Source organism: Morganella sp. GD04133 (assembly GCF_029835375.1).
In the GTDB taxonomy this organism is placed as follows: domain Bacteria; phylum Pseudomonadota; class Gammaproteobacteria; order Enterobacterales; family Enterobacteriaceae; genus Morganella; species Morganella morganii_B.
On the sequence record NZ_JAODZS010000024.1, the window covers coordinates 59,071 to 83,062 of the forward strand.

General features: G+C 53.4%; 19 protein-coding genes. 11 read left to right on the top strand and 8 right to left on the bottom strand.

Going from position 1 to position 23,992, the window contains the following annotated elements:
- The first annotated feature begins 78 nt into the window (after positions 1 to 78).
- The 5 genes from gmk to recG are packed head-to-tail and all read left to right on the top strand — an operon-like array spanning position 79 to position 5,960.
- On the top strand, positions 79 to 702 hold the full coding sequence (gene gmk, locus N7387_RS13175; RefSeq protein ID WP_072871429.1) for a guanylate kinase: 624 nt from the start codon (positions 79 to 81) through the stop codon (positions 700 to 702).
- Positions 703 to 756: 54 nt separating this feature from the next.
- The gene (gene rpoZ / locus N7387_RS13180; RefSeq protein ID WP_004236565.1) at positions 757 to 1,032 is read left to right on the top strand and encodes a DNA-directed RNA polymerase subunit omega; all 276 of its coding nucleotides are present in this window, start codon (positions 757 to 759) and stop codon (positions 1,030 to 1,032) included.
- A gap of 17 nt (positions 1,033 to 1,049) precedes the next feature.
- Positions 1,050 to 3,155, top strand: a complete 2,106-nt coding sequence (gene spoT, locus N7387_RS13185; RefSeq protein WP_262859588.1) for a bifunctional GTP diphosphokinase/guanosine-3',5'-bis pyrophosphate 3'-pyrophosphohydrolase — start codon at positions 1,050 to 1,052, stop codon at positions 3,153 to 3,155.
- A 9-nt stretch (positions 3,156 to 3,164) separates the two neighbouring features.
- A complete protein-coding gene (trmH, locus tag N7387_RS13190; RefSeq protein WP_279799505.1) occupies positions 3,165 to 3,860 on the top strand; it encodes a tRNA (guanosine(18)-2'-O)-methyltransferase TrmH in 696 nt (231 codons plus the stop codon).
- Between the two features lie 18 nt (positions 3,861 to 3,878).
- Positions 3,879 to 5,960 carry an ATP-dependent DNA helicase RecG gene (gene recG, locus N7387_RS13195; RefSeq protein WP_279799507.1) on the top strand — a complete coding sequence of 694 codons (2,082 nt, stop codon included), beginning with the start codon at positions 3,879 to 3,881 and terminating at the stop codon, positions 5,958 to 5,960.
- 50 nt (positions 5,961 to 6,010) lie between these two features.
- On the opposite strand, the gene gltS is transcribed toward recG, so the two are convergent.
- Positions 6,011 to 7,243 (bottom strand): sodium/glutamate symporter, encoded by a 1,233-nt coding sequence (gene gltS, locus N7387_RS13200; protein ID WP_279799510.1) that lies wholly within the window; start codon positions 7,241 to 7,243, stop codon positions 6,011 to 6,013.
- A gap of 241 nt (positions 7,244 to 7,484) precedes the next feature.
- Here gltS and N7387_RS13205 point away from each other — a divergent pair, with 241 nt between their 5' ends.
- Positions 7,485 to 8,870 (top strand): uracil-xanthine permease family protein, encoded by a 1,386-nt coding sequence (locus tag N7387_RS13205; RefSeq protein ID WP_262859591.1) that lies wholly within the window; start codon positions 7,485 to 7,487, stop codon positions 8,868 to 8,870.
- A gap of 130 nt (positions 8,871 to 9,000) precedes the next feature.
- Entirely contained in the window at positions 9,001 to 10,764 is a 1,764-nt protein-coding gene (locus N7387_RS13210) for a hypothetical protein (RefSeq protein ID WP_279799513.1), read from the top strand.
- 227 nt (positions 10,765 to 10,991) lie between these two features.
- Here the strand turns inward: N7387_RS13210 and fabY are convergent, their stop codons facing one another.
- The 4 genes from fabY to typA form a co-directional block, all read right to left on the bottom strand.
- Positions 10,992 to 11,909, bottom strand: coding sequence for a fatty acid biosynthesis protein FabY (gene fabY, locus N7387_RS13215; RefSeq protein ID WP_279799538.1), 918 nt, complete (start codon positions 11,907 to 11,909; stop codon positions 10,992 to 10,994).
- A 50-nt stretch (positions 11,910 to 11,959) separates the two neighbouring features.
- Positions 11,960 to 12,397, bottom strand: a complete 438-nt coding sequence (dtd, locus tag N7387_RS13220) for a D-aminoacyl-tRNA deacylase (protein ID WP_279799515.1) — start codon at positions 12,395 to 12,397, stop codon at positions 11,960 to 11,962.
- A gap of 33 nt (positions 12,398 to 12,430) precedes the next feature.
- Positions 12,431 to 13,048 carry a glucose-1-phosphatase gene (gene yihX / locus N7387_RS13225; RefSeq protein WP_279799517.1) on the bottom strand — a complete coding sequence of 206 codons (618 nt, stop codon included), beginning with the start codon at positions 13,046 to 13,048 and terminating at the stop codon, positions 12,431 to 12,433.
- A 221-nt stretch (positions 13,049 to 13,269) separates the two neighbouring features.
- Positions 13,270 to 15,090, bottom strand: a complete 1,821-nt coding sequence (gene typA, locus N7387_RS13230) for a ribosome-dependent GTPase TypA (protein WP_025151526.1) — start codon at positions 15,088 to 15,090, stop codon at positions 13,270 to 13,272.
- A gap of 561 nt (positions 15,091 to 15,651) precedes the next feature.
- On the opposite strand from typA, the gene glnA reads away from it, so the two are divergent.
- The 3 genes from glnA (at position 15,652) to glnG (ending at position 19,738) form a co-directional block, all read left to right on the top strand.
- Positions 15,652 to 17,061 carry a glutamate--ammonia ligase gene (gene glnA, locus N7387_RS13235; protein WP_279799520.1) on the top strand — a complete coding sequence of 470 codons (1,410 nt, stop codon included), beginning with the start codon at positions 15,652 to 15,654 and terminating at the stop codon, positions 17,059 to 17,061.
- A 154-nt stretch (positions 17,062 to 17,215) separates the two neighbouring features.
- Complete coding sequence (gene glnL / locus N7387_RS13240) at positions 17,216 to 18,265, top strand: nitrogen regulation protein NR(II) (protein ID WP_262862830.1); 1,050 nt, start codon at positions 17,216 to 17,218, stop codon at positions 18,263 to 18,265.
- 18 nt (positions 18,266 to 18,283) lie between these two features.
- The gene (gene glnG, locus N7387_RS13245) at positions 18,284 to 19,738 is read left to right on the top strand and encodes a nitrogen regulation protein NR(I) (RefSeq protein ID WP_279799523.1); all 1,455 of its coding nucleotides are present in this window, start codon (positions 18,284 to 18,286) and stop codon (positions 19,736 to 19,738) included.
- Here glnG and hemN read toward each other — a convergent pair.
- The 3 genes from hemN to yihI form a co-directional block, all read right to left on the bottom strand.
- Positions 19,735 to 21,105 (bottom strand): oxygen-independent coproporphyrinogen III oxidase, encoded by a 1,371-nt coding sequence (gene hemN, locus N7387_RS13250; RefSeq protein ID WP_279799525.1) that lies wholly within the window; start codon positions 21,103 to 21,105, stop codon positions 19,735 to 19,737. The two genes, glnG and hemN, sit on opposite strands and share 4 nt — an antisense overlap.
- Positions 21,106 to 21,237: 132 nt before the next feature.
- Entirely contained in the window at positions 21,238 to 21,516 is a 279-nt protein-coding gene (locus N7387_RS13255) for a SemiSWEET family transporter (protein WP_025151531.1), read from the bottom strand.
- A gap of 262 nt (positions 21,517 to 21,778) precedes the next feature.
- Positions 21,779 to 22,282, bottom strand: coding sequence for a Der GTPase-activating protein YihI (gene yihI / locus N7387_RS13260; RefSeq protein WP_279799528.1), 504 nt, complete (start codon positions 22,280 to 22,282; stop codon positions 21,779 to 21,781).
- Positions 22,283 to 22,496: 214 nt separating this feature from the next.
- Here yihI and N7387_RS13265 point away from each other — a divergent pair, with 214 nt between their 5' ends.
- Positions 22,497 to 23,969 (top strand): glycosyltransferase family 39 protein, encoded by a 1,473-nt coding sequence (locus N7387_RS13265; RefSeq protein WP_279799530.1) that lies wholly within the window; start codon positions 22,497 to 22,499, stop codon positions 23,967 to 23,969.
- The last annotated feature ends 23 nt before the right edge of the window (positions 23,970 to 23,992 follow it).

Below are 23,992 nucleotides of genomic sequence, written 5' to 3' on the forward strand. Positions count from 1 at the left end.
CTGCGCGTGTGTGTATACTATATGCGGGGATTTATTCCCCGAGGCTTTTTCAACCCCCAATCAGACAAGACATCAACAATGACCCAAGGTACGTTATATATTGTCTCTGCGCCGAGTGGTGCGGGAAAATCGAGTCTTATTCAGGCATTACTGAAAACACAGCCTTTATATGACACCCAGGTTTCTGTTTCGCACACCACCCGCGGTCTCCGCCCGGGCGAAGTGCACGGAGAGCATTATTTCTTCACCACTGAAGATGAATTCAAAAGCATGATCAGCCGTAATGAGTTTCTCGAGCATGCCTGTGTCTTCGGGAATTACTACGGTACCGCCCGTAAAACAGTGGAAGATATCCTGAACTCCGGTGTTGATGTATTTCTTGATATTGACTGGCAGGGAGCCCGCCAGATCCGGGAACAGATGCCGGCAGCCCGCAGTATCTTTATTCTGCCGCCGTCCCGTGAAGAGTTGCTGCGCCGTCTGCGCGGCCGTGGTCAGGACACTGACGAGGTCATTGCCGGACGTATGGCACAGGCGGTCAGTGAAATGCAGCACTATGGCGAGTACGATTATCTGATTGTGAACGATGATTTTAATGTCGCGCTGACCGATTTACAGACGATTATCCGTGCGGAACGTCTGCGTTCAGGTCGCCAGGTTCAGCGACATGATGCTTTAATCGCCAAATTATTGGCACAGTGATACAACTTTCAGTATCATGCCGAGTCATTTATTTATCTGTGGAGTAGCACACCTATGGCACGCGTAACAGTCCAGGACGCAGTAGAAAAAATTGGTAACCGTTTTGACCTCGTATTAGTGGCAGCACGCCGTGCGCGTCAGTTACAGGCCGGCGGCAAAGAGCCTCTGGTTCCGGAAGAAAACGATAAAGTCACCGTGATCGCCCTGCGCGAAATCGAAGAAAATCTGATCAACGGCCAGATCCTTGACGCCCGTGAGCGCCAGGAACAACAGGAGCAGGAAGCTGCTGAAATGCAAGCGGTTTCTGCAATCGCCGAAGGACGTCGTTAAGTTAAGGTAGGTCTGCCTTGTACCTGTTTGAAAGCCTGAACCATATTGTTAAGGATTATCTGCCGAAAGAGCAGATTGATCTGTTAAAACAAGCCTATGTCGTTGCGCGGGATGCTCACGAAGGGCAGACCCGCTCCAGTGGCGAACCGTATATTACCCATCCGGTCGCTGTTGCCTGTATCCTGGCTGAGATGCGTCTCGACCTCGAAACACTGATGGCAGCACTGCTGCACGACGTTATTGAAGATACGCCTGCCACCTTTCAGGATATTGAACAACTGTTCGGCACCACCGTTGCCGGGCTGGTGGAAGGGGTATCGAAGTTAGACAAACTGAACTTCCGCGACAAAAAAGAAGCTCAGGCTGAAAACTTCCGCAAAATGGTCATGGCGATGGTGAAAGACATTCGTGTCATTCTCATCAAGCTGGCAGACCGCACGCACAACATGCGCACGCTCGGGTCTCTGCGTCCCGATAAGCGTCGCCGTATTGCACGCGAAACCCTTGAAATCTACAGTCCTCTGGCTCACCGTCTCGGTATTCATCATATCAAAACGGAGCTTGAGGAGCTGGGATTCGAAGCCCTTTACCCGAACCGCTACCGCGTCATCAAAGAAGTGGTAAAAGCCGCGCGCGGCAACCGTAAAGAGATGATCCAGAAGATTTTATCCGAAATCGAAGGACGTCTGACGGAAGCCGGGATCAGCTGCAAAGTCAGCGGGCGGGAAAAACATCTTTACTCTATCTACCGGAAAATGCACCTGAAAGAGCAGCGTTTTCACTCGATCATGGACATTTATGCATTCCGCGTGATTGTGAGCAGTGTCGATACCTGCTACCGCGTACTGGGTCAGGTTCACGGCCTGTACAAGCCGCGTCCCGGTCGCGTCAAAGATTATATCGCTATCCCGAAAGCCAACGGCTATCAGTCATTACACACCTCCCTTATCGGCCCTCACGGGGTGCCGGTGGAAGTGCAGATCCGGACCGAAGATATGGATCAGATGGCAGAAATGGGGGTGGCGGCACACTGGGCTTATAAAGAGCACGGTGAATCCGGCACCACCGCACAGGTGCGTGCCCACCGCTGGATGCAGAGCCTGATAGAACTTCAGCAAAGTACCGGCAACACCTTCGAATTTATTGAGAGCGTGAAATCCGATCTCTTCCCGGATGAAATCTATGTCTTCACACCGGAAGGCCGGATTGTCGAGCTGCCGACCGGCGCCACCCCGGTGGATTTCGCCTATGCCGTCCATACGGATATCGGTCACTCCTGTGTCGGTGCGCGCGTTGACCGCCAGCCGTACCCGCTCTCCCAGCAACTGACCAGCGGACAAACCGTTGAAATTATTACCGCACCGGGTGCCCGGCCAAATGCCGCATGGCTGAACTTTGTTGTCAGCTCAAAAGCCCGGGCGAAAATCCGTCAGCTGCTGAAAAACCTCAAACGGGATGATTCCGTCAATCTGGGCCGCCGTCTGCTCAATCACGCACTCGGTAACGGCCGTAAGATCACCGATATCCCGCAGGAAAATATCAGCCGTGAACTGGTGCGGATGAAACTGGCGACTCTGGATGACCTGCTGGCGGAAATTGGCCTGGGGAATGCCATGAGCGTGGTGGTTGCCCGTAACCTGCTGAATGAACCGGAAAACAATACTGAAGAGAGCACCACCCGCAAGCTGCCGATCAAAGGCGCGGACGGCGTGCTTATTACCTTCGCCAAATGCTGCCGTCCGGTGCCCGGTGACCCGATTATCGCCCATATCAGTCCGGGTAAAGGGCTGGTTATCCACCATGAATCCTGCCGTAATATCCGCGGATATGAAAAAGAGCCGGAAAAATTCATGGCTGTTGAGTGGGATAATGATATCGACACGGATTTCATTGCTGAAATCAAAGTGGATATGTTTAACCACCAGGGCGCGCTGGCTAACCTGACCGCCGCAATTAATGATGCCAACTCCAGTATTCAGAGCATGAATACCGAGGAGAAAGATGGCCGCGTTTACTGCGCCTTTATCCGCCTGACCGCAAAAGACCGTATCCAGCTTGCGAATATTATGCGTAAGATCCGCATTATGCCGGATGTCCTGCGCGTCAGCCGCAACCGGAATTAATCACACGGTATGAATTCCCAACGTTATGAGCGCATCTGCCGGATGATGGCGATGCGCCAGCCTGACCTCACCCTGTGTCTTGAGGAAGTGCATAAGCCGCACAATGTCTCCGCAGTGATCCGCAGCGCGGATGCGGTCGGTATCCATGACCTGCATGCGGTCTGGCCGGAGAAGATCAAAACCCTGGTCTCTTCCGCCGCCGGCAGCAACAGCTGGGTGAATGTGCATAACCACGACACACTCGGTGATGCCGTGACCCTGCTGAAATCTCAGGGTATGCAGATTCTTGCCACCCATCTGTCTGACAGCGCGGTGGATTTCCGGGCTGTCGATTTTACCCGTCCGACCTGCATTATCATGGGCTCTGAGAAAACCGGCATATCTCAGGAAGCCATCCGGCTGGCGGATCAGCATATTATGATCCCGATGTCCGGCATGGTACAGTCACTGAATGTGTCTGTTGCCGCTGCCGTGATCCTCTATGAGGCACAGCGCCAGCGCGAAGCCGCCGGTCTCTATGAGCATCCCCGCTGCGCCCTGGCACTGGATGAACAACAGCGCCTGCTGTTTGAACGCGGTTATCCGGTGCTGGCTCAGGTCGCCCGCGAGAAAAAACTGCCCCGTCCGCAGATTGATGAACAGGGCCATATCATTGCGCCGGACAGCTGGTGGGCTGCCATGCAACAGAAGAAACCATCCGCCTGATACGAAACGGAGCAGAAAATGAAAGGTCAACTGCTTGATGCTATCCCACTCACGACTTTGCACGGCGTCGGGGCCGGACAGGCGGGCAAACTGGCCGGTATCGGTCTGCATACCCTTCAGGATCTGCTGTTCCATCTGCCGCTGCGTTATGAAGACCAGACCCGGCTTTATACCATCACCGATCTGTTACCGGGAATTTATGCCACGGTCAGCGGTGAAGTGCTGCGCACCGATGTGGTCTTTGGCCGCAAACGGATGATGACCTGTCAGATAAGCGACGGTACCGGCATCTTAACCCTGCGTTTCTTTAATTTTTCAGCCGCAATGAAAAATGCACTGGCGACCGGGAAACAGGTCACCGCTTACGGTGAAATCCGGCGCGGCAAAAACGGCCCGGAAATTTTTCACCCCGAATACAAAGTCCGTCAGAGTGATACGTCTGTTGAATTACAGGAAACACTCACCCCCATCTACCCGACCACCGAAGGTGTCCGCCAGGCCACACTCCGCAAACTGCTCGATCAGGCGCTGGAACTGCTCGATACCTGTGCCATCAATGAATTACTGCCGCCGGAACTGACCCGCTCTATGATGAGTCTGCCGCAGGCGCTGAAAACACTGCACCGACCACCGGCAGACACACAGTTAACCGAACTGGAGAGCGGTCAGCATCCTGCACTGAAACGGATTGTGCTGGAAGAACTGCTGGCACATCACCTCAGCATGCTGGCGGTCAGAGCCGGGGCACAGCGTTATCACGCACTGCCGCTGTCACCACAGGAAACACTGAAAAATCAGTTCCTGGCACAACTCCCCTTCTCGCCGACCCATGCCCAGCAGCGCGTGGTGGCGGAAATAGAGCAGGATCTGGAAAAACCGGTGCCAATGATGCGCCTGATTCAGGGGGATGTCGGCTCCGGAAAAACGCTGGTCGCCGCGCTGGCGGCACTCCGCGCTATCGCACACGGCAAACAGGTGGCGCTGATGGCACCGACAGAACTGCTGGCAGAACAACACGCCAATACGTTCCGCCAGTGGCTGGAGCCGCTGGGTATCAGCGTCGGCTGGGTCGCCGGGAAACAGAAAGGCAAGGCACGGCAGGCACAGGAAGAGGCCATTGCCGCCGGTGATGTGGCGATGGTTATCGGCACGCACGCCATTTTTCAGGAACATATCCGTTTTCATTCCCTGGTGCTGGTGATTATCGATGAACAACACCGCTTTGGTGTCCACCAGCGGCTGGCGTTATGGGAAAAAGGTGAACAGCAGGGATTTCATCCGCATCAGCTGATCATGACCGCCACGCCGATCCCGCGCACCCTGGCCATGACGGCCTATGCCGATCTCGACACCTCAGTTATCGATGAACTGCCGCCCGGCAGAACCCCGGTGACCACGGTAGCGATTCCGGACAGCCGCCGCCATGAGATTATTGAGCGGGTACGCAGTGCCTGTCAGGATGAAAAGCGACAGGCGTACTGGGTCTGTACCCTGATCGATGAATCAGATCTGCTGGAAGCTCAGGCGGCTCAGGTGACGTTTGATGAGCTGTCAGCCACGCTGCCGGATCTGCGGGTCGGGATGGTTCACGGCCGCATGAAACCGGCAGAAAAGCAGGCGGTGATGGCGCAGTTCAAAGCCGGTGAACTGGATCTGCTGGTTGCCACCACCGTGATTGAAGTCGGGGTGGATGTGCCGAATGCCAGCCTGATGATTATCGAAAACCCGGAACGGCTCGGGCTGGCACAGCTGCATCAGCTGCGCGGCCGGGTCGGGCGCGGCTCTGCGGTCTCCCACTGTGTGCTGCTGTATAAAACCCCGCTGACACAGACGGCAAAACTGCGTCTTCAGGTGCTGCGGGACAGCAACGACGGCTTTGTTATCGCGCAGAAAGACCTGGAAATCCGCGGGCCGGGCGAACTGCTCGGCACACGCCAGACCGGCAATGCCGAATTTAAAGTCGCGGATTTACTGCGCGATCAGGGCATGCTGCCGGAAGTACAGCGCGTGGCACGGCATCTGCACCAGAATTATCCGGAACAGGCGAAAGCCCTGATCGAACGCTGGCTGCCGGAACGCACACAATACACCAACGTATAACGAAAAAAGCCACCCGGAAGGGTGGCTTGCCTGCTTTAAGAACGGTTCCGTTACCCGCCCGCAACCGGGAAAATCGGTAACGCCAGGAAGAACGGAATAACCAGTGCGTTAATCAGATCGAGGAAGAACGCTCCCACCATCGGCACCACCAGGAAAGCCACATGAGAAGGCCCGAAGCGATCAGTTACCGCCTGCATGTTGGCAATCGCGGTTGGCGTTGCCCCCATCCCGAAACCACAGTGACCGGCAGCCAGTACCGCCGCATCATAGTTTTTCCCCATCACCCGGTACGTGACGAAAATCGCATACAGTGCCATCACGACAGTCTGTGCCGCCAGGATCACCAGCATCGGTACCGCCAGAGAGGCAATTTCCCACAGTTTCAGGCTCATCAGTGCCATCGCCAGGAACAGTGACAGGCTGACGTTACCCAGCACCGACACCGCCCGTTCAAATACACGGTAGAAACCCATCAGTGACAGACTGTTGCTCAGGATAACCCCGATAAACAGCACACACACGAATGCCGGGATCTGGAACTTCCATTGCATCGACGTGAAGAAATCCGTCAGAACACTGTACAGATATGTCCCCGCCAGCAAACAGATAGCAATCAGTGCAATGGTTTCCAGCAGAACCATCGAGGTGATCATGCGTCCGGCCTGCGGTTTTTCAAACGCAGTCGGTGCTTCATCATCCTGCAGTTTCACATCACTCATGGCTGTCTTTTTGATCAGGAAACGGGCAACCGGACCACCAATCAGGCCACCGAGCACCAGACCAAAGGTTGCGCAGGCAATCGCAATTTCTGTTGCTGCGGTAAAACCATAGCTGTCGCTGAAAATCTTACCCCATGCCGCCCCGGTACCATGACCGCCGGAGAGTGTGATAGAACCGGCCAGCAGACCAATCAGCGGATCAAGCCCCATCATTTTCGCCAGGGAAATACCGACGGAGTTCTGCACAATCAGTAAGCCCACAACGGCAATCACAAAGATAAATAAGGTTTTGCCGCCTGCCTTCAGGCCGGCTAAGTTGGCGTTTAAGCCGATGGTGGCAAAGAACGCCAGCATCAGCGGGTCTTTCAGTGAATCATCAAATTTCACTTCCAAATCCATACCGGATTTGAACCCCAATAATACAATCGCGACCAGAAGACCACCGGCCACAGGCTCAGGAATAGTATACTTTTCGAGGAATGGTACAGTTTTTACGAGTTTACGCCCCAATAACAGGACGAGAGTGGCCGCAACCAGCGTGCCGTAAACATCGAGTTGATACATTCACGTACCCCTTTTATTGTTGGTATTTGTTACATCATTATCGCGTTAATCACGTCCCTGTTACGCAAGAGGAAAAAGCAGGTATCCGGATTAAAGAAAAAAAAGCGGATAAAGACAAGTTAAAATAAATAAAACTGTGATTATATTCCGCTATAAAAAATAACAACTCATTCGCGCAAACGATTGCTTTTGTGCCGCAGATCATTAAAATACGGAAATTGCTTATCCCGGACCTGTTGACATGAACTCTGCCATTTCTGACAAAACCAGCGTAACTCCCGCGACTAACACAAATAGTGAACTTATTTACCGTCTGGAAGATCGTCCGCCGCTGCCGCAGACCCTCTTTGCCGCCTGTCAGCATCTGCTGGCGATGTTTGTGGCGGTGATTACACCCGGGTTGCTTATCGCTCAGGCGCTCGGCCTGTCTGCTCATGATACCCAGCGGATTATCAGTATGTCGCTGTTCGCGTCCGGGCTGGCCTCACTGCTGCAAATCCGCACCTGGGGGCCGGTCGGCTCCGGGCTGCTCTCGATTCAGGGCACAAGTTTTAACTTTGTTGCCCCGCTGATTATGGGCGGTATGGCACTGAAAAATAATGGTGTGGATACAGAAGGAATGATGGCGGCGCTGTTCGGCACGCTGATGCTGGCCGCCATGACAGAGGTGATCCTCTCCCGGTTCCTGCATCTGGCGCGCCGCATTATCACACCGCTGGTCTCCGGTGTGGTGGTGATGATTATCGGCCTGTCATTAATTCAGGTCGGGCTGACCTCCATCGGCGGCGGTTACGGCGCAATGGCGGATAACACCTTCGGCTCTGCCGATAACCTGATCCTCGCCGGTATTGTGCTGGCGGTGATTGTGCTGCTGAACCGTCAGAAAAACCCGTATCTGCGTGTTGCATCACTGGTGCTGGCGATGACAGCAGGCTATCTGGCTGCCTGGTGGATGGGTATGCTGCCGGATAACCATGCGGAAATCCCGGAGGAAGTGGTGGTGATCCCCGCGCCACTCTATTACGGCTTATCCATTGACTGGAACCTGCTGCTGCCGCTGATCCTGATCTTTATGGTGACTTCGCTGGAAACCATCGGTGATATCACCGCCACGTCCGATGTCTCCGAACAGCCGGTATCCGGCCCGCTCTATATGAAGCGTCTGAAAGGCGGTGTACTGGCAAACGGCCTCAATTCCGCCCTGTCTGCAGTCTTTAATACTTTCCCGAACTCCTGTTTCGGGCAGAACAACGGCGTGATCCAGCTGACCGGCGTTGCCAGCCGTTATGTCGGTTATGTGGTGGCACTGATGCTGATCGTGCTGGGGCTGTTCCCGGCCGTAGCCGGTTTTGTGCAGCACATTCCGGAACCGGTACTCGGCGGTGCAACCATTGTCATGTTCGGGACGATTGCGGCCTCCGGTGTGCGCATTGTTTCCCGCGAAACCCTGAACCGCCGCGCGATTATGATTATCGCGCTGTCGCTGGCTGTCGGCATGGGCGTTTCCCAGCAACCGCTGATCCTGCAGTTCGCACCGGACTGGCTGAAAACCCTGCTCTCCTCAGGAATTGCGGCGGGCGGTCTGACCGCGATTGCCCTGAACCTGATTTTCCCGCCGGAGAAATAATCATCTGTTTAACCGCGTGACCGGAAACGGTCACGCGGACTGCTCTGTGCGGAAAAACCGCGATAATCCTTGTCACCACAAAGAGCCTCACGCTAGTATGCCCTCAGGATTATCTCTCGGGGAGCGCATTATGAAATGGTTGGGACGGGCTGTTTTCTGGCTGATAACACTGGTCATTATTCTTATCGTTGCCGGTGCCCTTGTGGTACAGACATCATGGGGCACAAAACAGGTTTCAGCCCTTATCAGTGACAATACACGCTACAACGTCTCGCTTTCCGCGATAAGTCACTCGCTCTCCTCCCCCTCACTTATCTCACTCAGTGATATCAGTATCAGCACGGTTTCCGGTGATTTTGCTCTGGAAGCCGCCAATGTTGAGCTGACCCTGGATTGGCGCAGTTTTTCTGAGCCCGGCTGGTTTGCCCGTATCATTGTGCAGAAAGGGGATATCGAAATTTCTGATGCGGCTGACAGCGGTACTCTGCCGGTCAGTGCCGGGTTATTACAGCTCAATCAGACCGCACTCCGCCGCACCGACGGCAACCGGGTAATTGATGCGGAAGGTGTTACCGGCGGGATCACGCCGTGGCAGCCACAGGGCAGTGATCTGACCGGTAACGGTAAATACCAGTTTTCCGCCAGCAGCCTGAACTACTACGGCCTGCCATTGAAAAATATCCTCACACAGGGGGATGTCAGCGGAAAACAGTTCACCTTTGATAACCTGACCGCCACACTGGAAAACGGCCTGATCACCGCCACCGGACGCCGCAGCGCCGAAGGTCAGTGGCAGCTGGATAACCTGCTGCTTAATGACATCCGCTGGCAGACACCGCAAACACTGACACAGCTGGCAGACAGTACAGAAAATCTGCCGGATATTCAGGCCAAAAATATCACCGCCACCAATATCAAGCTCGAAGGTCATCAGTGGGCGGTAAACTATCTGGAAGGCACGGTCAAAAATCTGGCCTTTAAACAGGGACGCTGGCAGACAGACAACGGACAGGCGGATATCGCCGCTGCGGATCTGACACTCAGCGGGCAGCATTTTTCTGACATTATCAGCACGCTGGAACTGCGCGGCGATCAGATTGCCGTCAACCGCCTGACCGGTCGTTATGACAAGAGTATTCTGCGCTTTACCGGGGAGTGGAACCGTGCCACCCGGACACTGGATATCACCAGCGGTGTCGCCGACAACCTGCTGTACAGTTTGCCGGAACAGTGGTTCGCCGCATTACAGGAAGCCGCCCCGCAGGGAATTGATGCTATCCGCTTACAGGATATTAAAGTCTCTAATGCCCTGCTGATTGATACACAGCCGGTTTTCCCGTTCCAGCTCACCAATGTGAACGGCTACATCAAAACTATGCAGATCCTGAAATCCGGTCAGTGGGGTTTATGGGATGGCGAACTTTCTGTCAGTGCCGGTAATGCCACCTTTAACCGGGTCGAACTGCACCGCCCGTATCTGACACTGACTGCCGGTACTGACAGCGTTGCCACCACACAATTTGCCGCCTCCGCCGGGGAAGGGTTGCTGAAAATGCAGTTTCAGACCACACCATCCGGTACCACACCTTTCAGTTTCACACTGCAGGCAACCGGGGCGGACAGTCAGATCCTGTCACAATGGGGCTGGCAGCCAGCTCCGCTGACCGGCAGCGCCAATTACACGCTGCGCCTGAACGGGCAATTACGGGCAGAGGATATCCGCAGCACACTGAGCGGTATACTCTCCGGACAGGATAAACAGGGAAATCAGATAAACCGGGCTATCACACAAGGACAGATGAGCAACACCCCGGTTTCCGCAGAGCCGGTGCCTTCTGTCCCGCCCGCACAGCGGGTGATCCCGGATAACAGCGAAACCGGGGAAATACTGTAACCTGATACAGAAACAGCGCCTCAGAGCGCTGTTTTTCTTTATCGGTAACACTGCGGATTATGTGCCGTGATGATAACAGGCAAGCGAACGAAAAGCGTAAGCGCCAGGGATGGCGCGATCCGAGCACACAGGGATGTGTTTACAGCGTCTTTTCGTTTTGCCTGTTATCAGAGCATCCCGGATCTTACAGATTCTGTTAACAGCGCCGTAAGGCACTGTTTTACCCGTTACTCCGCGCTGTGTTTCTGTCCGGGCAACACCATATAAGTGCCGGTAAAGACCGCCCCGACCTCATCGCCCTGCCCGACAGTCACTTCCAGCTTAATCCGTGCTTTGCTGCCGCGCGCCAGACGATCCAGGTCACCGCTGAGTTTATCGCGGGAAGCAATCGCCTCCGGTCTGCCTGCCACTGCCTTACGGTAACGGATATTGGCATCCACCAGCACAATATCGCCATCCAGGGAATTTTCCTGTAACAGCAGCCAGATAAGCCCCCAGCCGGTCAGTGTCGCCATCGAGAACTGGCTGCCGGCAAAAATGGTCTGATGCAGGTTCTGGTTCGGGCCTTCCGGCATGGTGGTCATAAATTCCTGACCGGTATACTGCGTAATGCGGATCCCCATTTTTTCACTCAGGGGAATGGTTTCATACCATGCTTTCTGTAATTCGGCACACCAGTCGGGACGATGCAGAATCGCATCGAGAGTTTCAACGGATTTAATCATAAAAAAATGACGAACAGGCGTCGCTTGCGGGCCTGTAATCGGTCCTCTGTTTTCAAAACCTGATTTTTCAAAAAATGCGACCGCTTCCTCACGGGCACTGCAGACAATCCGCTTAACACCTTCCTGACGCGCCACGGACTCCAGTGCGCGTGCAATCAGTGTGCCCAGCCCTCGTCCCTGCATCTGCGGATCAACTGCCAGAAAGCGGATCGCGCCTTCATTTTCTGCATTGATATACAAGCGGCCGACAGCCACAGGCTGCCCGGTTTCATCCACCACCATCTGATGATGTGCATAGGTATCATAACCGTCCTTTTCCGATCCCTGCGGCTGATTCAGCGGCTTGCGCAGCATCGCCCAGCGGAAATGAAAATAGCTTTCCAGCTCCTGATCGGTTTTTGGTACACGTAAATGATACATCTCACTTTCTCCTGTCAGTGGTAACCGGTGACCGGCCTGAGACTGTTGTATCATACCTGCAGCCAGAAAGTGACCGGACCATCGTTTGTCAGACTGACCTGCATGTCTGCCGCAAACCGGCCTGTTTCCGTCACCATTCCTGCTGCCCGGCACTGCACTACAAAGTGCTCATATAAGGCATTGGCTTTTTCCGGTGCCGCGCCGTTTGAAAATCCCGGACGCATTCCTTTTTGTGTTTCCGCTGCTAAGGTGAACTGTGACACCACCAGCAGCTGACCGCCGGACTGCGCCACATTCAGGTTCATTTTTCCGTCCGCATCACTGAAAATGCGGTAACCCATCACTTTTTCACTCAGGCGTTTTGATTTTTGTTCGTCATCATCCCGCTCAACACCCAGAAGAACCAGCAATCCGGGCCCGATTTCACCGGCAATTTCCCCGGCGATCCGGACATCCGCGCGGGTCACACGCTGTATTAATGCAATCATGTCATATCCGTTTAAAAAACAATCACACCTGAATTACTCAGTCACGTCTGCTGAAAAATCATACTCTGCAAAATAACGGGAAACAGTGTCACGATCGGCGACCAACACGCCGTTGATACCGAGCGCCACTGCCGCATCCACGTTTTCGCGGACATCATCAAAGAACACCGCATCCTGCGGCTCAAATTCTTCGGTTTCCAGCACATACTGATAGATATCCGGGTCCGGCTTGCGCAGCCCCAGATCCTGGGAGAGATACAGGTAATCGGCAGAAGCGGCGATTTCCGGATAGTGCTGCGGCCAGTAGTCCTGATGCAGACGATTCGTATTAGAGAGAACCACCACGCGGTGTCCCTGCTCGCGCAGCCTGTTCATGATATCAATCACATCAGGGCGGACAGAGATAAAGATAGCCTGCCAGCCTTCGGCAAACTCATCGAAACTCAGCGACATATCCAGCTGATCATTAATGGCTTCGGCAAATTCAACATCGGAAATTTTGCCGCATTCATGCTGTTTAAAGGTTTCGCCGTGAATAAAATCACTGCTCAGTTCGGACAGCGGCTTACCGCTCAGATGACTCCAGACTGATAAAACACGTTTAAAATCAATATCAATAATGACATTACCCATGTCAAAAATATAAAGCATACCATCCCTCCGGGTTGATGAATTATTTTTACTCTACCCGCAGACTCCCTTCCTGAACAGAGTGAAAACCGTTTTCGGAGAGAAAAAATATCCGGGTCTGCGATCCCGCCCGTATTTCCGTGCGGTTATCAGTCTGTGACCGGTATGTGATCAGTACGCAGAAAAAGCTCAGGGCGCCCGGAGGCGCCCTGAGTGGCATGAATCAAAACAACCGGCAGAGATTAATCTTTGCTGCGGTGTGCGCGTTTGCGGTCGTTTTCAGTCAGGTGGCGTTTACGCAGACGGATAGACTTCGGCGTGACTTCCACTAATTCGTCGTCATCGATAAATTCTAACGCCTGTTCCAGGGTTTTCTCGATAAACGGAGTCAGTGTGGTCGCTTCATCAGTACCGGACGCACGCATGTTGGTCAGTTTCTTACCGGTCAGGCAGTTCACTGTCAGGTCGTTTGAACGTGAGTGAATCCCGATCAGCTGGCCTTCATACACTTCAGTACCGTGACCGACAAACAGCTTACCGCGATCCTGCAGGCTGTACAGTGCGTAAGCAACCGCTTTACCCTGACCATTGGAAATCATCACACCGTTCTGACGGCGGCCGATTTCACCCTGTTTAACATCATCATAGTGACTGAATGTGGCATACAGTAAACCGGTACCGGATGTCATAGTCATGAATTCAGTACGGAAACCGATCAGACCACGGCTCGGGATGCTGTAATCCAGACGCACGCGACCTTTGCCATCCGGCATCATGTCACGCAGTTCGCCTTTACGCTCACCCAGTGCCTTCATCACATCACCCTGGTGCTGCTCTTCGATATCCAGAGTCACCTGCTCGAACGGCTCCTGTTTACGACCGTCGATGTCGCGGAAGATAACGCGCGGACGGGATACCGCCAGCTCAAAACCTTCACGGCGCATGTTTTCGATCAGAACAGATAAGTGCAGCTCACCACGGCCTGACACACGGAATGCATCCGGGTCTTCAGTCTCTTCAACGCGCAGTGCCACGTTGTGAACCAGTTCTTTCTTCAGGCGGTCAAGGATCTGACGGGAAGTAACATATTTCCCTTCTTTACCGCAGAATGGCGAGGTGTTAACGCAGAAATACATGCTGACGGTCGGTTCATCAACGGCCAGTGGTTTTAATGCTTCAACACAACCGGTGTCACAGATAGTATCTGAGATATTCAGTTCGCCCAGACCGGTCAGCGCGATGATATCACCGGCTTCCGCGATTTCAGCTTCGATACGATCCAGACCTAAATGGCCGAGAACCTTACCGATTTTACCGTTACGGGTTTTACCTTCCGCATCGATAACAGTGACCTGCTGGTTTGGTTTGACTTTACCGCGCTTGATGCGGCCAATCCCGATAACACCTAAATAGTTGTTGTAATCGAGCTGGGAGATCTGCATCTGGAACGGACCGTCGAGGTCAACCTGAGGCGGCTCAACATACTTAACGATAGCTTCGTACAGCGGGGTCATGTCATCCGCCATATCGTTATAATCGGTGCCCGCGATACCATTCAGCGCAGATGCGTAAATGATCGGGAAGTCGAGCTGCTCGTCAGTTGCGCCGAGGTTGTCGAACAGGTCAAATACCTGGTCGATAACCCAGTCAGGACGTGCGCCCGGACGGTCAATTTTGTTGATAACGACGATAGGTTTCAGGCCGTTTGCGAACGCTTTCTGCGTTACAAAGCGGGTCTGCGGCATCGGACCGTCCATCGCATCCACCAGCAGCAGCACGCTGTCAACCATGGACATCACACGTTCTACTTCACCACCGAAATCGGCGTGCCCCGGGGTGTCAACGATGTTGATGTGATAGTCGTTCCACGTAATCGCGGTATTTTTGGCAAGAATAGTAATGCCGCGCTCTCTTTCCAGATCGCCGGAGTCCATTACACGCTCTTCCGGTTTTGAACGCTCATCAAACGTACCGGACTGCTGTAATAATTTATCGACCAGCGTGGTCTTGCCATGGTCAACGTGAGCGATGATGGCAATATTTCTTAATTTCTCGATAGACAAAGACTTGTACCGTTTTCGTTAATGGATGGGAATTACGTCACAGATAGCATTCTTTTCAACAACGCCCATCTATGGTGTAGATGTTTGGTGGTATTTTACACGTTCTCTGAGGCAAGTGAAAGAAGTGTGATACATCTCACTTAAAAAATAAATGATTATAAAACATAGAGATAAAATTCATCCTGCCATTTTTTTACAAAATCAGCGGCGCATACCACGCTCAGCGACGAATTCAGAGGGGCATATCATAAACCTATTCAGGATAAAAGAGATACTTTTTTTGCGTTTGTGATCGGTAAAGAAGCGCACTGATCTAATTGCACCATAACAGTGCATCCCGGATCGGCAAGTCAACGCAGGAATGCACCAATATGGTGCAATTTACCCCATTTCCGCTATCCTTATTTAAGTAACCCGTTGCTGCAACGCGGTTTACCCCTTTTAAAAAAGTTGGCACGCTTTTCGCTTTATATCTGTCAAGCAATGTGAGAACCGCAATCAGTGTCCCTCCGGGTGACCACCAGAGGATTGACGGAACATCCCAAACCAGGAGATCTGAATATGTCTGTTGAACATGTATTGACCATGATGGAAGAGTACAACGTTAAATTCGTGGACTTACGCTTTACCGATACCAAAGGCAAGGAACAGCATGTGTCGATCCCTGCTCATCAGGTAGATGAAGATTTCTTCGAAGACGGAAAAATGTTTGACGGTTCCTCAATGGCCGGCTGGAAAGGCATCAACGAATCTGACATGGTACTGATGCCGATTGCGGAATCCGCCCTGATCGACCCGTTCTTTGACGTTCCGACACTGGTTCTGCGCTGTGATGTGTTAGAACCGAACACCATGCAGGGTTATGACCGTGACCCGCGCTCTATCGCCAAACGTGCCGAAGATTTTCTGCGCACCTGCGGTATTGCGGATACCGTCCTGTTCGGGCCTGAACCTGAGTTTTTCCTGTTTGATGACATCCGTTTCGGTGCGGATATCTCCGGTGCTTACTATCATATCAATGATATTGAAGCCGCCTGGAACACCGGTACCGCCTATCCGGAAGGCAACAAAGGCCACCGTCCGCGTGTGAAAGGCGGTTACTTCCCGCTGCCGCCGGTCGATTCCTCACAGGATCTGCGTTCTGAAATGTGTCTGGTTATGGAAGAGATGGGGCTGGTCGTTGAAGCGCATCACCACGAAGTCGGTACTGCCGGCCAGAACGAAATCGCTACCCGCTTCAATACCATGACGCTGAAAGCGGACGAAACCCAGATGTACAAATATGTGGTGCAGAATGTGGCGCACCGCTACGGCAAAACCGCAACCTTTATGCCAAAACCGCTGGTCGGCGATAACGGCTCCGGTATGCACTGCCATATGTCTCTGTCAAAAGACGGCGTTAACCTGTTCTCCGGGGATAAATATGCCGGTCTGTCAGAAATGGCGCTCTATTACATCGGCGGGATCATCAAACACGCCCGTGCCCTGAATGCCTTTACCAACCCGACCACCAACTCTTACAAACGTCTGGTGCCGGGCTACGAAGCACCGGTGATGCTGGCTTACTCCGCACGCAACCGTTCGGCCTCAATCCGTATTCCGATTGTGTCCAGCGCGAAAGCCCGCCGTATTGAAGTCCGCTTCCCGGACCCGGCAGCTAACCCGTATCTGGCCTTTGCCGCACAGTTAATGGCCGGTCTCGACGGCATCATCAATAAAATTCATCCCGGCGATGCCATGGATAAAAACCTGTATGACCTGCCGCCGGAAGAAGCGAAAGAAATCCCGACAGTCGCACCGTCTCTGGGTGATGCACTGGATGCACTCGCGGCTGACCACGAATTCTTAACCCGTGGCGGTGTCTTTACCGAAGATGCGATTAACACCTATATCGACCTGCTGCGCGCCGATGTTCAGCGCCTGAATATGACGCCGCATCCGGTTGAGTTTGATATGTATTACAGCGTGTGATTCTGATGGTGCCGCTGCCCGGCAGCACTCAGAGTGACAGGCTCCGGTTTATTTTGTTGCCGTGAAGCACTTGACCCGCCATTGGGCGGGTCCTTTTCTCCTGCGGGGTAAATACGCTACAATGCACCAAATTGGTGCAAAAAGGTGGATGACAATGAACCCGGATAACAAACCGCAGGCAGATCAGCTCCTTGATTCACTGATTAACAGTGTCCTGCTGCTGGATAACGATTTAATTATTCGCTACGCCAACCAGTCTGCTATGCAGTTGTTTGCCCAGAGTGCCCGTAAACTCACCGGCACACCGCTCCCTATTTTATACAGTTACCTTTCCCTCGATACCGCCACATTACAGGCCACACTGGCAGAAGGTCACAGCTTTACTGACAACGATGTAACTCTGGTGGTGAATAACCAGATGCACGCGCTTTCGCTGAGTGCCCAGCCGGTATCCGGCGATTTTATTCTGCTGGAACTGACACCGCTCGACAGTCACCGGCGCATTACCCAGGAACAGTTACAGCAGGCACAGCAGGCGGCTGCCCGTGACCTGGTGCGCGGACTGGCACACGAAATCAAAAACCCGCTCGGCGGGCTGCGCGGTGCCGCACAACTGTTATCCCGCGCTTTGCCGGATCCGGCACTTCAGGAATACACTCAGGTGATTATCGAGCAGGCCGATCGCCTGCGGGCACTGGTTGATCGCCTTCTCGGTCCTCAGCATCCGGGGCAGAAAAGCCTGCAGAGTATTCATCATGTGGCGGAGCGGGTCTTCCAGCTCATCAATCTGGAAAAACCGGACAATATCACGCTGATCAAAGATTACGACCCCAGTTTGCCGGAGTTATCGCATTATCCCGACCAAATCGAGCAGGTTATCCTCAATATCATGCGCAATGCCCTGGAAGCCCTGCACAGCGCAGGCGGCACCATTATTCTGCGCACCCGTACCGCATTCCGGGTGATGCTGCACGGCGAACGCTACCGGCTGGCCGCCCGGATTGATATTGAGGACAACGGCCCGGGTATCCCGCCACACATCCTGGATACCCTGTTCTACCCGATGGTCAGCGGTCGTGAAGGCGGCTCCGGGCTCGGTTTATCCATTGCCCGCAATCTTATCGATCAGCATAACGGCAAGATTGAGTTCAGCAGCTGGCCGGGCCACACCTTGTTTTCACTTTATCTGCCAATCCGTCAGTAAGCCTGTTGAGGAGATCATATGCCGCCGGGAAAAATCTGGGTCGTTGATGATGACAGCGCGATCCGCTGGGTGCTTGAACGCGCACTGAGCAGCGCCGGTTATACCTGTGTCTGTTTTGACAGTGCGGAGAATGCTCTTGCGGCGCTGAACAGCGGACAGCCTGACGTGCTGATCTCCGATATCCGGATGCCGGGCATGGACGGTCTGTCTCTGCTGGCAGCGGTCAAACAGCATAACCCGTTGCTGCCGGTGATTATTATGACCGCCCATTCCGACCTGGATGCTGCCGTAAATGCTTACCAGCAGGGCGCGTTTGATTATCTGCCGAAACCCTTTGATATTGATGATGCCGTTACGCTGGTGGCCCGCGCCCTGGAACATTACCGCGAGAAGCATCTGCCGGTACGGCAGGAAGCGGCTGCCGATCCGGTGTCCGGCATTATCGGTGAATCCGCCGCCATGCAGGAGGTGTACCGGGTGATAGGCCGGTTATCCCGCTCCTCCATCAGTGTGCTGATTAACGGCGAATCCGGGACCGGGAAAGAGCTGGTGGCGCACGCTCTGCACCATCACAGCCCGCGGGCGGATGCGCCGTTTATCGCCCTCAATATGGCGGCGATCCCGAAAGATTTAATTGAATCAGAACTCTTCGGTCATGAAAAAGGAGCGTTTACCGGGGCATCACAGGTACGGCAGGGGCGTTTTGAGCAGGCGGACGGCGGCTCACTGTTTCTTGACGAAATTGGTGATATGCCGCTCGATATTCAGACCCGGCTGCTGCGGGTGCTGGCGGAAGGCCAGTTTTACCGTGTCGGCGGTTACGCACCGGTGAAGGTGGATGTGAGAATTATTGCCGCCACCCATCAGGATCTGGAGCGGCTGGTGACGGAAGGTAAATTCCGTGAAGACCTGTTCCACCGCCTGAATGTTATCCGCATGCAGCTGCCGCCGCTGCGGGAACGGCCGGGAGATATTCCGCGCCTGACACGCTATTTTCTGCAAAAAACCGCAAAAGAGCTGGGAACAGAAGCAAAATCCCTGCATCCGGATACCGAAGCGCTGCTGATGCAGCTGCCGTGGTCCGGTAACGTCCGTCAGCTGGAAAACGTCTGCCGCTGGCTGACCGTGATGTCTGCCACCCAGGAAGTACTGCCGCAGGATCTGCCTGCCGACCTGACCATGACTGCCGCCGGAGAACATATCCGCAGTGAGCACAGCCATCATCCGGCAGCCGGCAACTGGGATCAGCAACTGGCGCAGTGGGCGGATGCACAGTTACGGGCCGGAAAAACCGATCTGCTGGCGGATGCTCTGCCGCTGTTTGAACGTACCCTGCTGCAGTGCGCACTGAATTACAGCAACGGGCACAAGCAGGATGCCGCCCGTCTGCTGGGCTGGGGGCGTAATACGCTGACGCGGAAACTGAAAGAGGCCGGGATTGATGACACCGCATCAACCCCGGAAACAGATTAAATTACGCGGGAGAACTGACGCTGACGCATCTGATTGCGCAGATAGGTATCAAAACACATACAGATATTACGGATAAGCAGCCGCCCGCGCGGCGTGACCACCAGGGCATCGTCGCGGATCTCAACCAGCCCGTCATCCGCCATCGGCTGCAATAATTGCAGATCTTCGGCAAAATGGGTTTTAAAATCCAGGTCATACTGTTTTTCAATCTGTGCATAATCCAGCCGGAAGTTGCAGATCAGCGCCTTAATCACATCCCGGCGCAGGCAGTCTTCCTCCGTCAGCACCAGACCCCGGCACAGCCCGTTACCGCGCTCTTCCACCTGTGCATACCAGGTTTTCAGGTCTTTCTGGTTCTGGGCATAGTGGTCACCCAGCATGCTGATCGCGGAAACACCAAAGCCCAGCAAATCACACTCCTCATGGGTGGTGTACCCCTGGAAATTACGGTGCAGGATGCCGCTGTTCTGGGCGATCGCCAGCTCATCATCCGGTTTGGCGAAGTGATCCATCCCGATAAACTGATAACCGCTGCCGGTCAGGTTTTCAATTGTCTGCTGTAAAATCGTCAGTTTCTGCTCTGCGGAAGGCAGGTCTTCATCTTTGATTTTCCGCTGGGCGGCAAACAGGTTCGGCAGATGCGCATAGTTAAAGACACTCAGGCGATCCGGTGACAGTTCCGCCACCCGTTTCAGGGTAAAGGCAAAACTTTCCGGCGTCTGCTTCGGCAGCCCGTAAATCAGGTCGATACTGACGGATTCAAACCCGGTTGCGCGGGCACGCTCCACCAGGGCAAAAATCGTCGCTTCATCCTGCTCGCGGTTGACCAGGCGCTGCACTTCTTTGTTGAAATCCTGAACCCCCATACTCAGGCGGTTAAATCCTTCCGCCCGCAGATGGTCGATAACATCGAGCTCGATTTCACGCGGATCGATTTCAATGGAAAGCTCAGCATCCGGCGCAAAGCGGAAATGCTGACGCAGCATGCCGGTCAGACAGCTGATCTGCGCTTTATCGAGATAGGTCGGCGTACCACCGCCCCAGTGCATCTGATGCACTTCACGTCCGGCAAACAGCGGGGCACGGGCGGCGATTTCTTTCTCCAGCACGGCCAGATATTCATCCGCCTTATGCTTCTGCCGGGTGACTAATTTATTACAACCGCAGAAGTAACATAACTTATGGCAGAACGGGATATGCACATATAACGACAGCGGGCGCTGCGGATAGCGGTTTGCTGAGGCGATAAAATCACTGTCACTGTACTGCTGATTAAATTCCAGTGCGGTCGGATACGACGTGTATCGCGGACCGGAATAGTTATATTTCCGGATCAATGCCAGATCCCAGATGATCGCGTCAGACATGCTCTCCCCTTTGCCTCACCTTTGCAGAATTAATGTATTTCCGTTCTCTGACGGTTTTGTGTGCCGCACAGTTTATCGGATCTGCCGCCCGATTAATATGATCGTGCCACAGACGGATAATCAGGCAGATCGCTATAAGGCGGTCAGCATTGCCGCTAGTCCGAACAGAACACCGGGGGCATTGGCGACCGCAACCGGCAGATCTTTCACTTTAATGCCGTAAATCACCCAGAGCGTACAGTTAAATGCAGCAGCCAGCGGCTGTAACGGTGATGTTTTATGCCCCGCAAGGTTATCCATGATCTGAGGAATATAGGAGACATACATACAGAATGCCGTAAAGGTTGCCACCCAGCCGAGGCAGCGGATAAAGCGGCTGTGGTCGTGCGGCGGACGTTTGGTATTACCCATGGGTTTCTCCCGGAGAACAGTATCAGCATAATCCTGTATTATTCTTGGGAATTATTTATTATTTTCAATAATATATCTGCCAGTACTGTCACAGAAAAACAGCATTAATATTACAGATAGCCGCCACCGGGCAGTATTTAATCCTCCATTAAGGCAGATAACACGGCAAACGCGTACGCTTAAAATAAGAAAACCGGCGTAACGGGTGACTGTTATGCCGGTTTTGATACGGTGCCGCCGGTGTCAGTAAAATAACGGAGGATCAGCGACCTTTCAGCAGTTGCATGATGTCATCGGTTTTCTCTTCATCATCATCTTCATCAAGAGAAATACCGAGTTTTTCCATCAGTACGTCGATACGTTCCAGCAGGGTATCAACGTAGGTGTTTTCTTCTGCGGTCAGGGTTTCGTTGTTCTCAAGGCGCAGCAGTAATGCATCGAGGCGCTCGTCGTTCTCGAGTTTTGCCAGTTCCTCTTCAGGAGATAATCCGGCTTTGACCGGCTGAGCCGGTTTTTTTGCTGCCGGTTTAACGGAGGTTTTACCTTCCGCAAACAGCGGAACCGGTTTTTTACTGCCGATACGCGGATCAGCAACCGCATTATCCGCACCACGACCGGTCTTGCGGGCATCATCCTGCTGACGGGCACCGGACGGATTACCGCGGTGTTTTTTCTGCCGTTTACGTTCACGGCCTTCCGCGTTGAGCTCCTCACGGCTTTTCTTTGGTGTCCGTGACCGGGATGGTTTTTTTGAAATAGCGGCCATATACCTTACTCGCTTAAAAATAACTGATTAATTTGTGTTAACATTTACCGTGTAAATGAACAGTACAAAACTATATTCATGGCTTCCGGACGCCCGCAGCCATGACAATGATTCGCTGGCGGCTAGTTTACCCTGATTTCCGTCAAAACGATCCATCATTTCGCCTCCGGGTGAATAATGAACACAGCCATTATTTTAACCAAGATATAGAATTATGCACTTTTCACAACAAACGTCGCACCGCCCTGTCTGGTTTTGGGTCACAGCTTATGTCACGCTCTGGATTATTGTCAGCTACGGATTGGATCCGACGGTGCCCTACGATGCCGTGGAAGCCCTGAACTGGGGCAAAACCGGTGAATGGGGTGCGCCGAAAAATCCGTGGCTGGTCGGTATGCTGATGTATCCGGTCATCGCCTTCCCTGATCTGATTGCCGCCGATTTCTACTGGTACTTCATCCACTTTACCGGCATTGGTATCGGTATGGGGGGCGTATGGTATCTGACACACCGCCTCACACAGCGTACTGATTTTGCCTGGCTGGCACTGTTGTCGCTGAATCTGTCGGGGATCATCAATTTCGATTTAATCCCTTACAATGATAACTATATCCTGGTGACCTTCTGGCCGTGGATGCTGTACTTTTTTGTCCGCGCCGTTTATGACAATCCTGCCTGGTGGATGGGCTTTGCACTGGCATCCGGATTGGCGACCATGGGGAAATATTCCACGCTCGCACTGGTCGGGATGGTCTTTCTCTTCACCCTGTTTGTGCCGAAAGCACGGGAAAGTTACCGTTCCCCCTGGTTTTATGCTGCGATAGCCATCTGGTTTGCACTGATCGTCCCGAATGTTATCTGGCTGGTCAATAATGATTTTGCCGCCTTTAAGTGGGTTGATTCACAAATTAAAACCGGCCTTACCCTGAAAACCACCGGTTCACTGTTTACCGTGTTCTATCCGCTGATCATTATCGCCGTCATTATCCGCCTGAAGGGCGGTCGTTTCGGCTGGCCGAAAGCGCAGGCAAAACGGCTTATCAATATTATGATTCTGGCACCACTCACGGTGATTTATGTCTGGTTCACGTTTCATCAGGGCGGACGTATTACCGAGTGGCTGCAACCCTTTGTTCTGCTGTGTATTCCTGCACTGATCTGCTCGGTGGTTACCCCGCCGGTCAAACCACTGAAAAACGTCATGAACGGGCTGATAGCCTTTGCTGTCATTGTGATCACGGGCTATGCCACCGTGATGGGGCTCAATATCCGTGACGCCGGCCAGAAAAATACCGGGCTGAAAACCTTCACCGCTGAGGCAGAAAGCTGGTGGGAGCAGGAAACCGGAAAACCGCTGATATACACCGGCGGGGAATATCTGCATGAATGGGTGACGTTTTACGGTAAGCACCAGCCGGAAACACTCCAGCCGTGGATCAATGAATCTGGTCATGGCTACCGGGTAACCAATATTTATAACCTGCATGTCACCCGTGATGATATCCGCCGTCACGGCGCACTGCTGATCGGACACGAGAATCGTACCTGTGCGCAGGAATCCTTTACCGGCGCACTGGAAGACTGGCCGGATCTGGTTATCGGGAAACGGAAACAGGTCATATATCAGTCACAGCCCGGCGCAAAAGAAGAAGCCGTCTGCCTGGGAATTGTTTATCCGGAGCAATAAAACAGAGACAAAAAAACCGCGCC

Bases quoted from the DNA above. Each gene is read 5' to 3' on its own strand.
- gmk (WP_072871429.1), top strand. From the start codon at position 79: ATGACCCAAGGTACGTTATATATTGTCTCTGCGCCGAGTGGTGCGGGA.
- rpoZ (WP_004236565.1), top strand. From the start codon at position 757: ATGGCACGCGTAACAGTCCAGGACGCAGTAGAAAAAATTGGTAACCGT.
- trmH (WP_279799505.1), top strand. From the start codon at position 3,165: ATGAATTCCCAACGTTATGAGCGCATCTGCCGGATGATGGCGATGCGC.
- recG (WP_279799507.1), top strand. From the start codon at position 3,879: ATGAAAGGTCAACTGCTTGATGCTATCCCACTCACGACTTTGCACGGC.
- gltS (WP_279799510.1), bottom strand. From the start codon at position 7,243: ATGTATCAACTCGATGTTTACGGCACGCTGGTTGCGGCCACTCTCGTC.
- N7387_RS13205 (WP_262859591.1), top strand. From the start codon at position 7,485: ATGAACTCTGCCATTTCTGACAAAACCAGCGTAACTCCCGCGACTAAC.
- N7387_RS13210 (WP_279799513.1), top strand. From the start codon at position 9,001: ATGAAATGGTTGGGACGGGCTGTTTTCTGGCTGATAACACTGGTCATT.
- fabY (WP_279799538.1), bottom strand. From the start codon at position 11,909: ATGTATCATTTACGTGTACCAAAAACCGATCAGGAGCTGGAAAGCTAT.
- dtd (WP_279799515.1), bottom strand. From the start codon at position 12,397: ATGATTGCATTAATACAGCGTGTGACCCGCGCGGATGTCCGGATCGCC.
- yihX (WP_279799517.1), bottom strand. From the start codon at position 13,048: ATGCTTTATATTTTTGACATGGGTAATGTCATTATTGATATTGATTTT.
- glnA (WP_279799520.1), top strand. From the start codon at position 15,652: ATGTCTGTTGAACATGTATTGACCATGATGGAAGAGTACAACGTTAAA.
- glnL (WP_262862830.1), top strand. From the start codon at position 17,216: ATGAACCCGGATAACAAACCGCAGGCAGATCAGCTCCTTGATTCACTG.
- glnG (WP_279799523.1), top strand. From the start codon at position 18,284: ATGCCGCCGGGAAAAATCTGGGTCGTTGATGATGACAGCGCGATCCGC.
- hemN (WP_279799525.1), bottom strand. From the start codon at position 21,105: ATGTCTGACGCGATCATCTGGGATCTGGCATTGATCCGGAAATATAAC.
- N7387_RS13255 (WP_025151531.1), bottom strand. From the start codon at position 21,516: ATGGGTAATACCAAACGTCCGCCGCACGACCACAGCCGCTTTATCCGC.
- yihI (WP_279799528.1), bottom strand. From the start codon at position 22,282: ATGGCCGCTATTTCAAAAAAACCATCCCGGTCACGGACACCAAAGAAA.
- N7387_RS13265 (WP_279799530.1), top strand. From the start codon at position 22,497: ATGCACTTTTCACAACAAACGTCGCACCGCCCTGTCTGGTTTTGGGTC.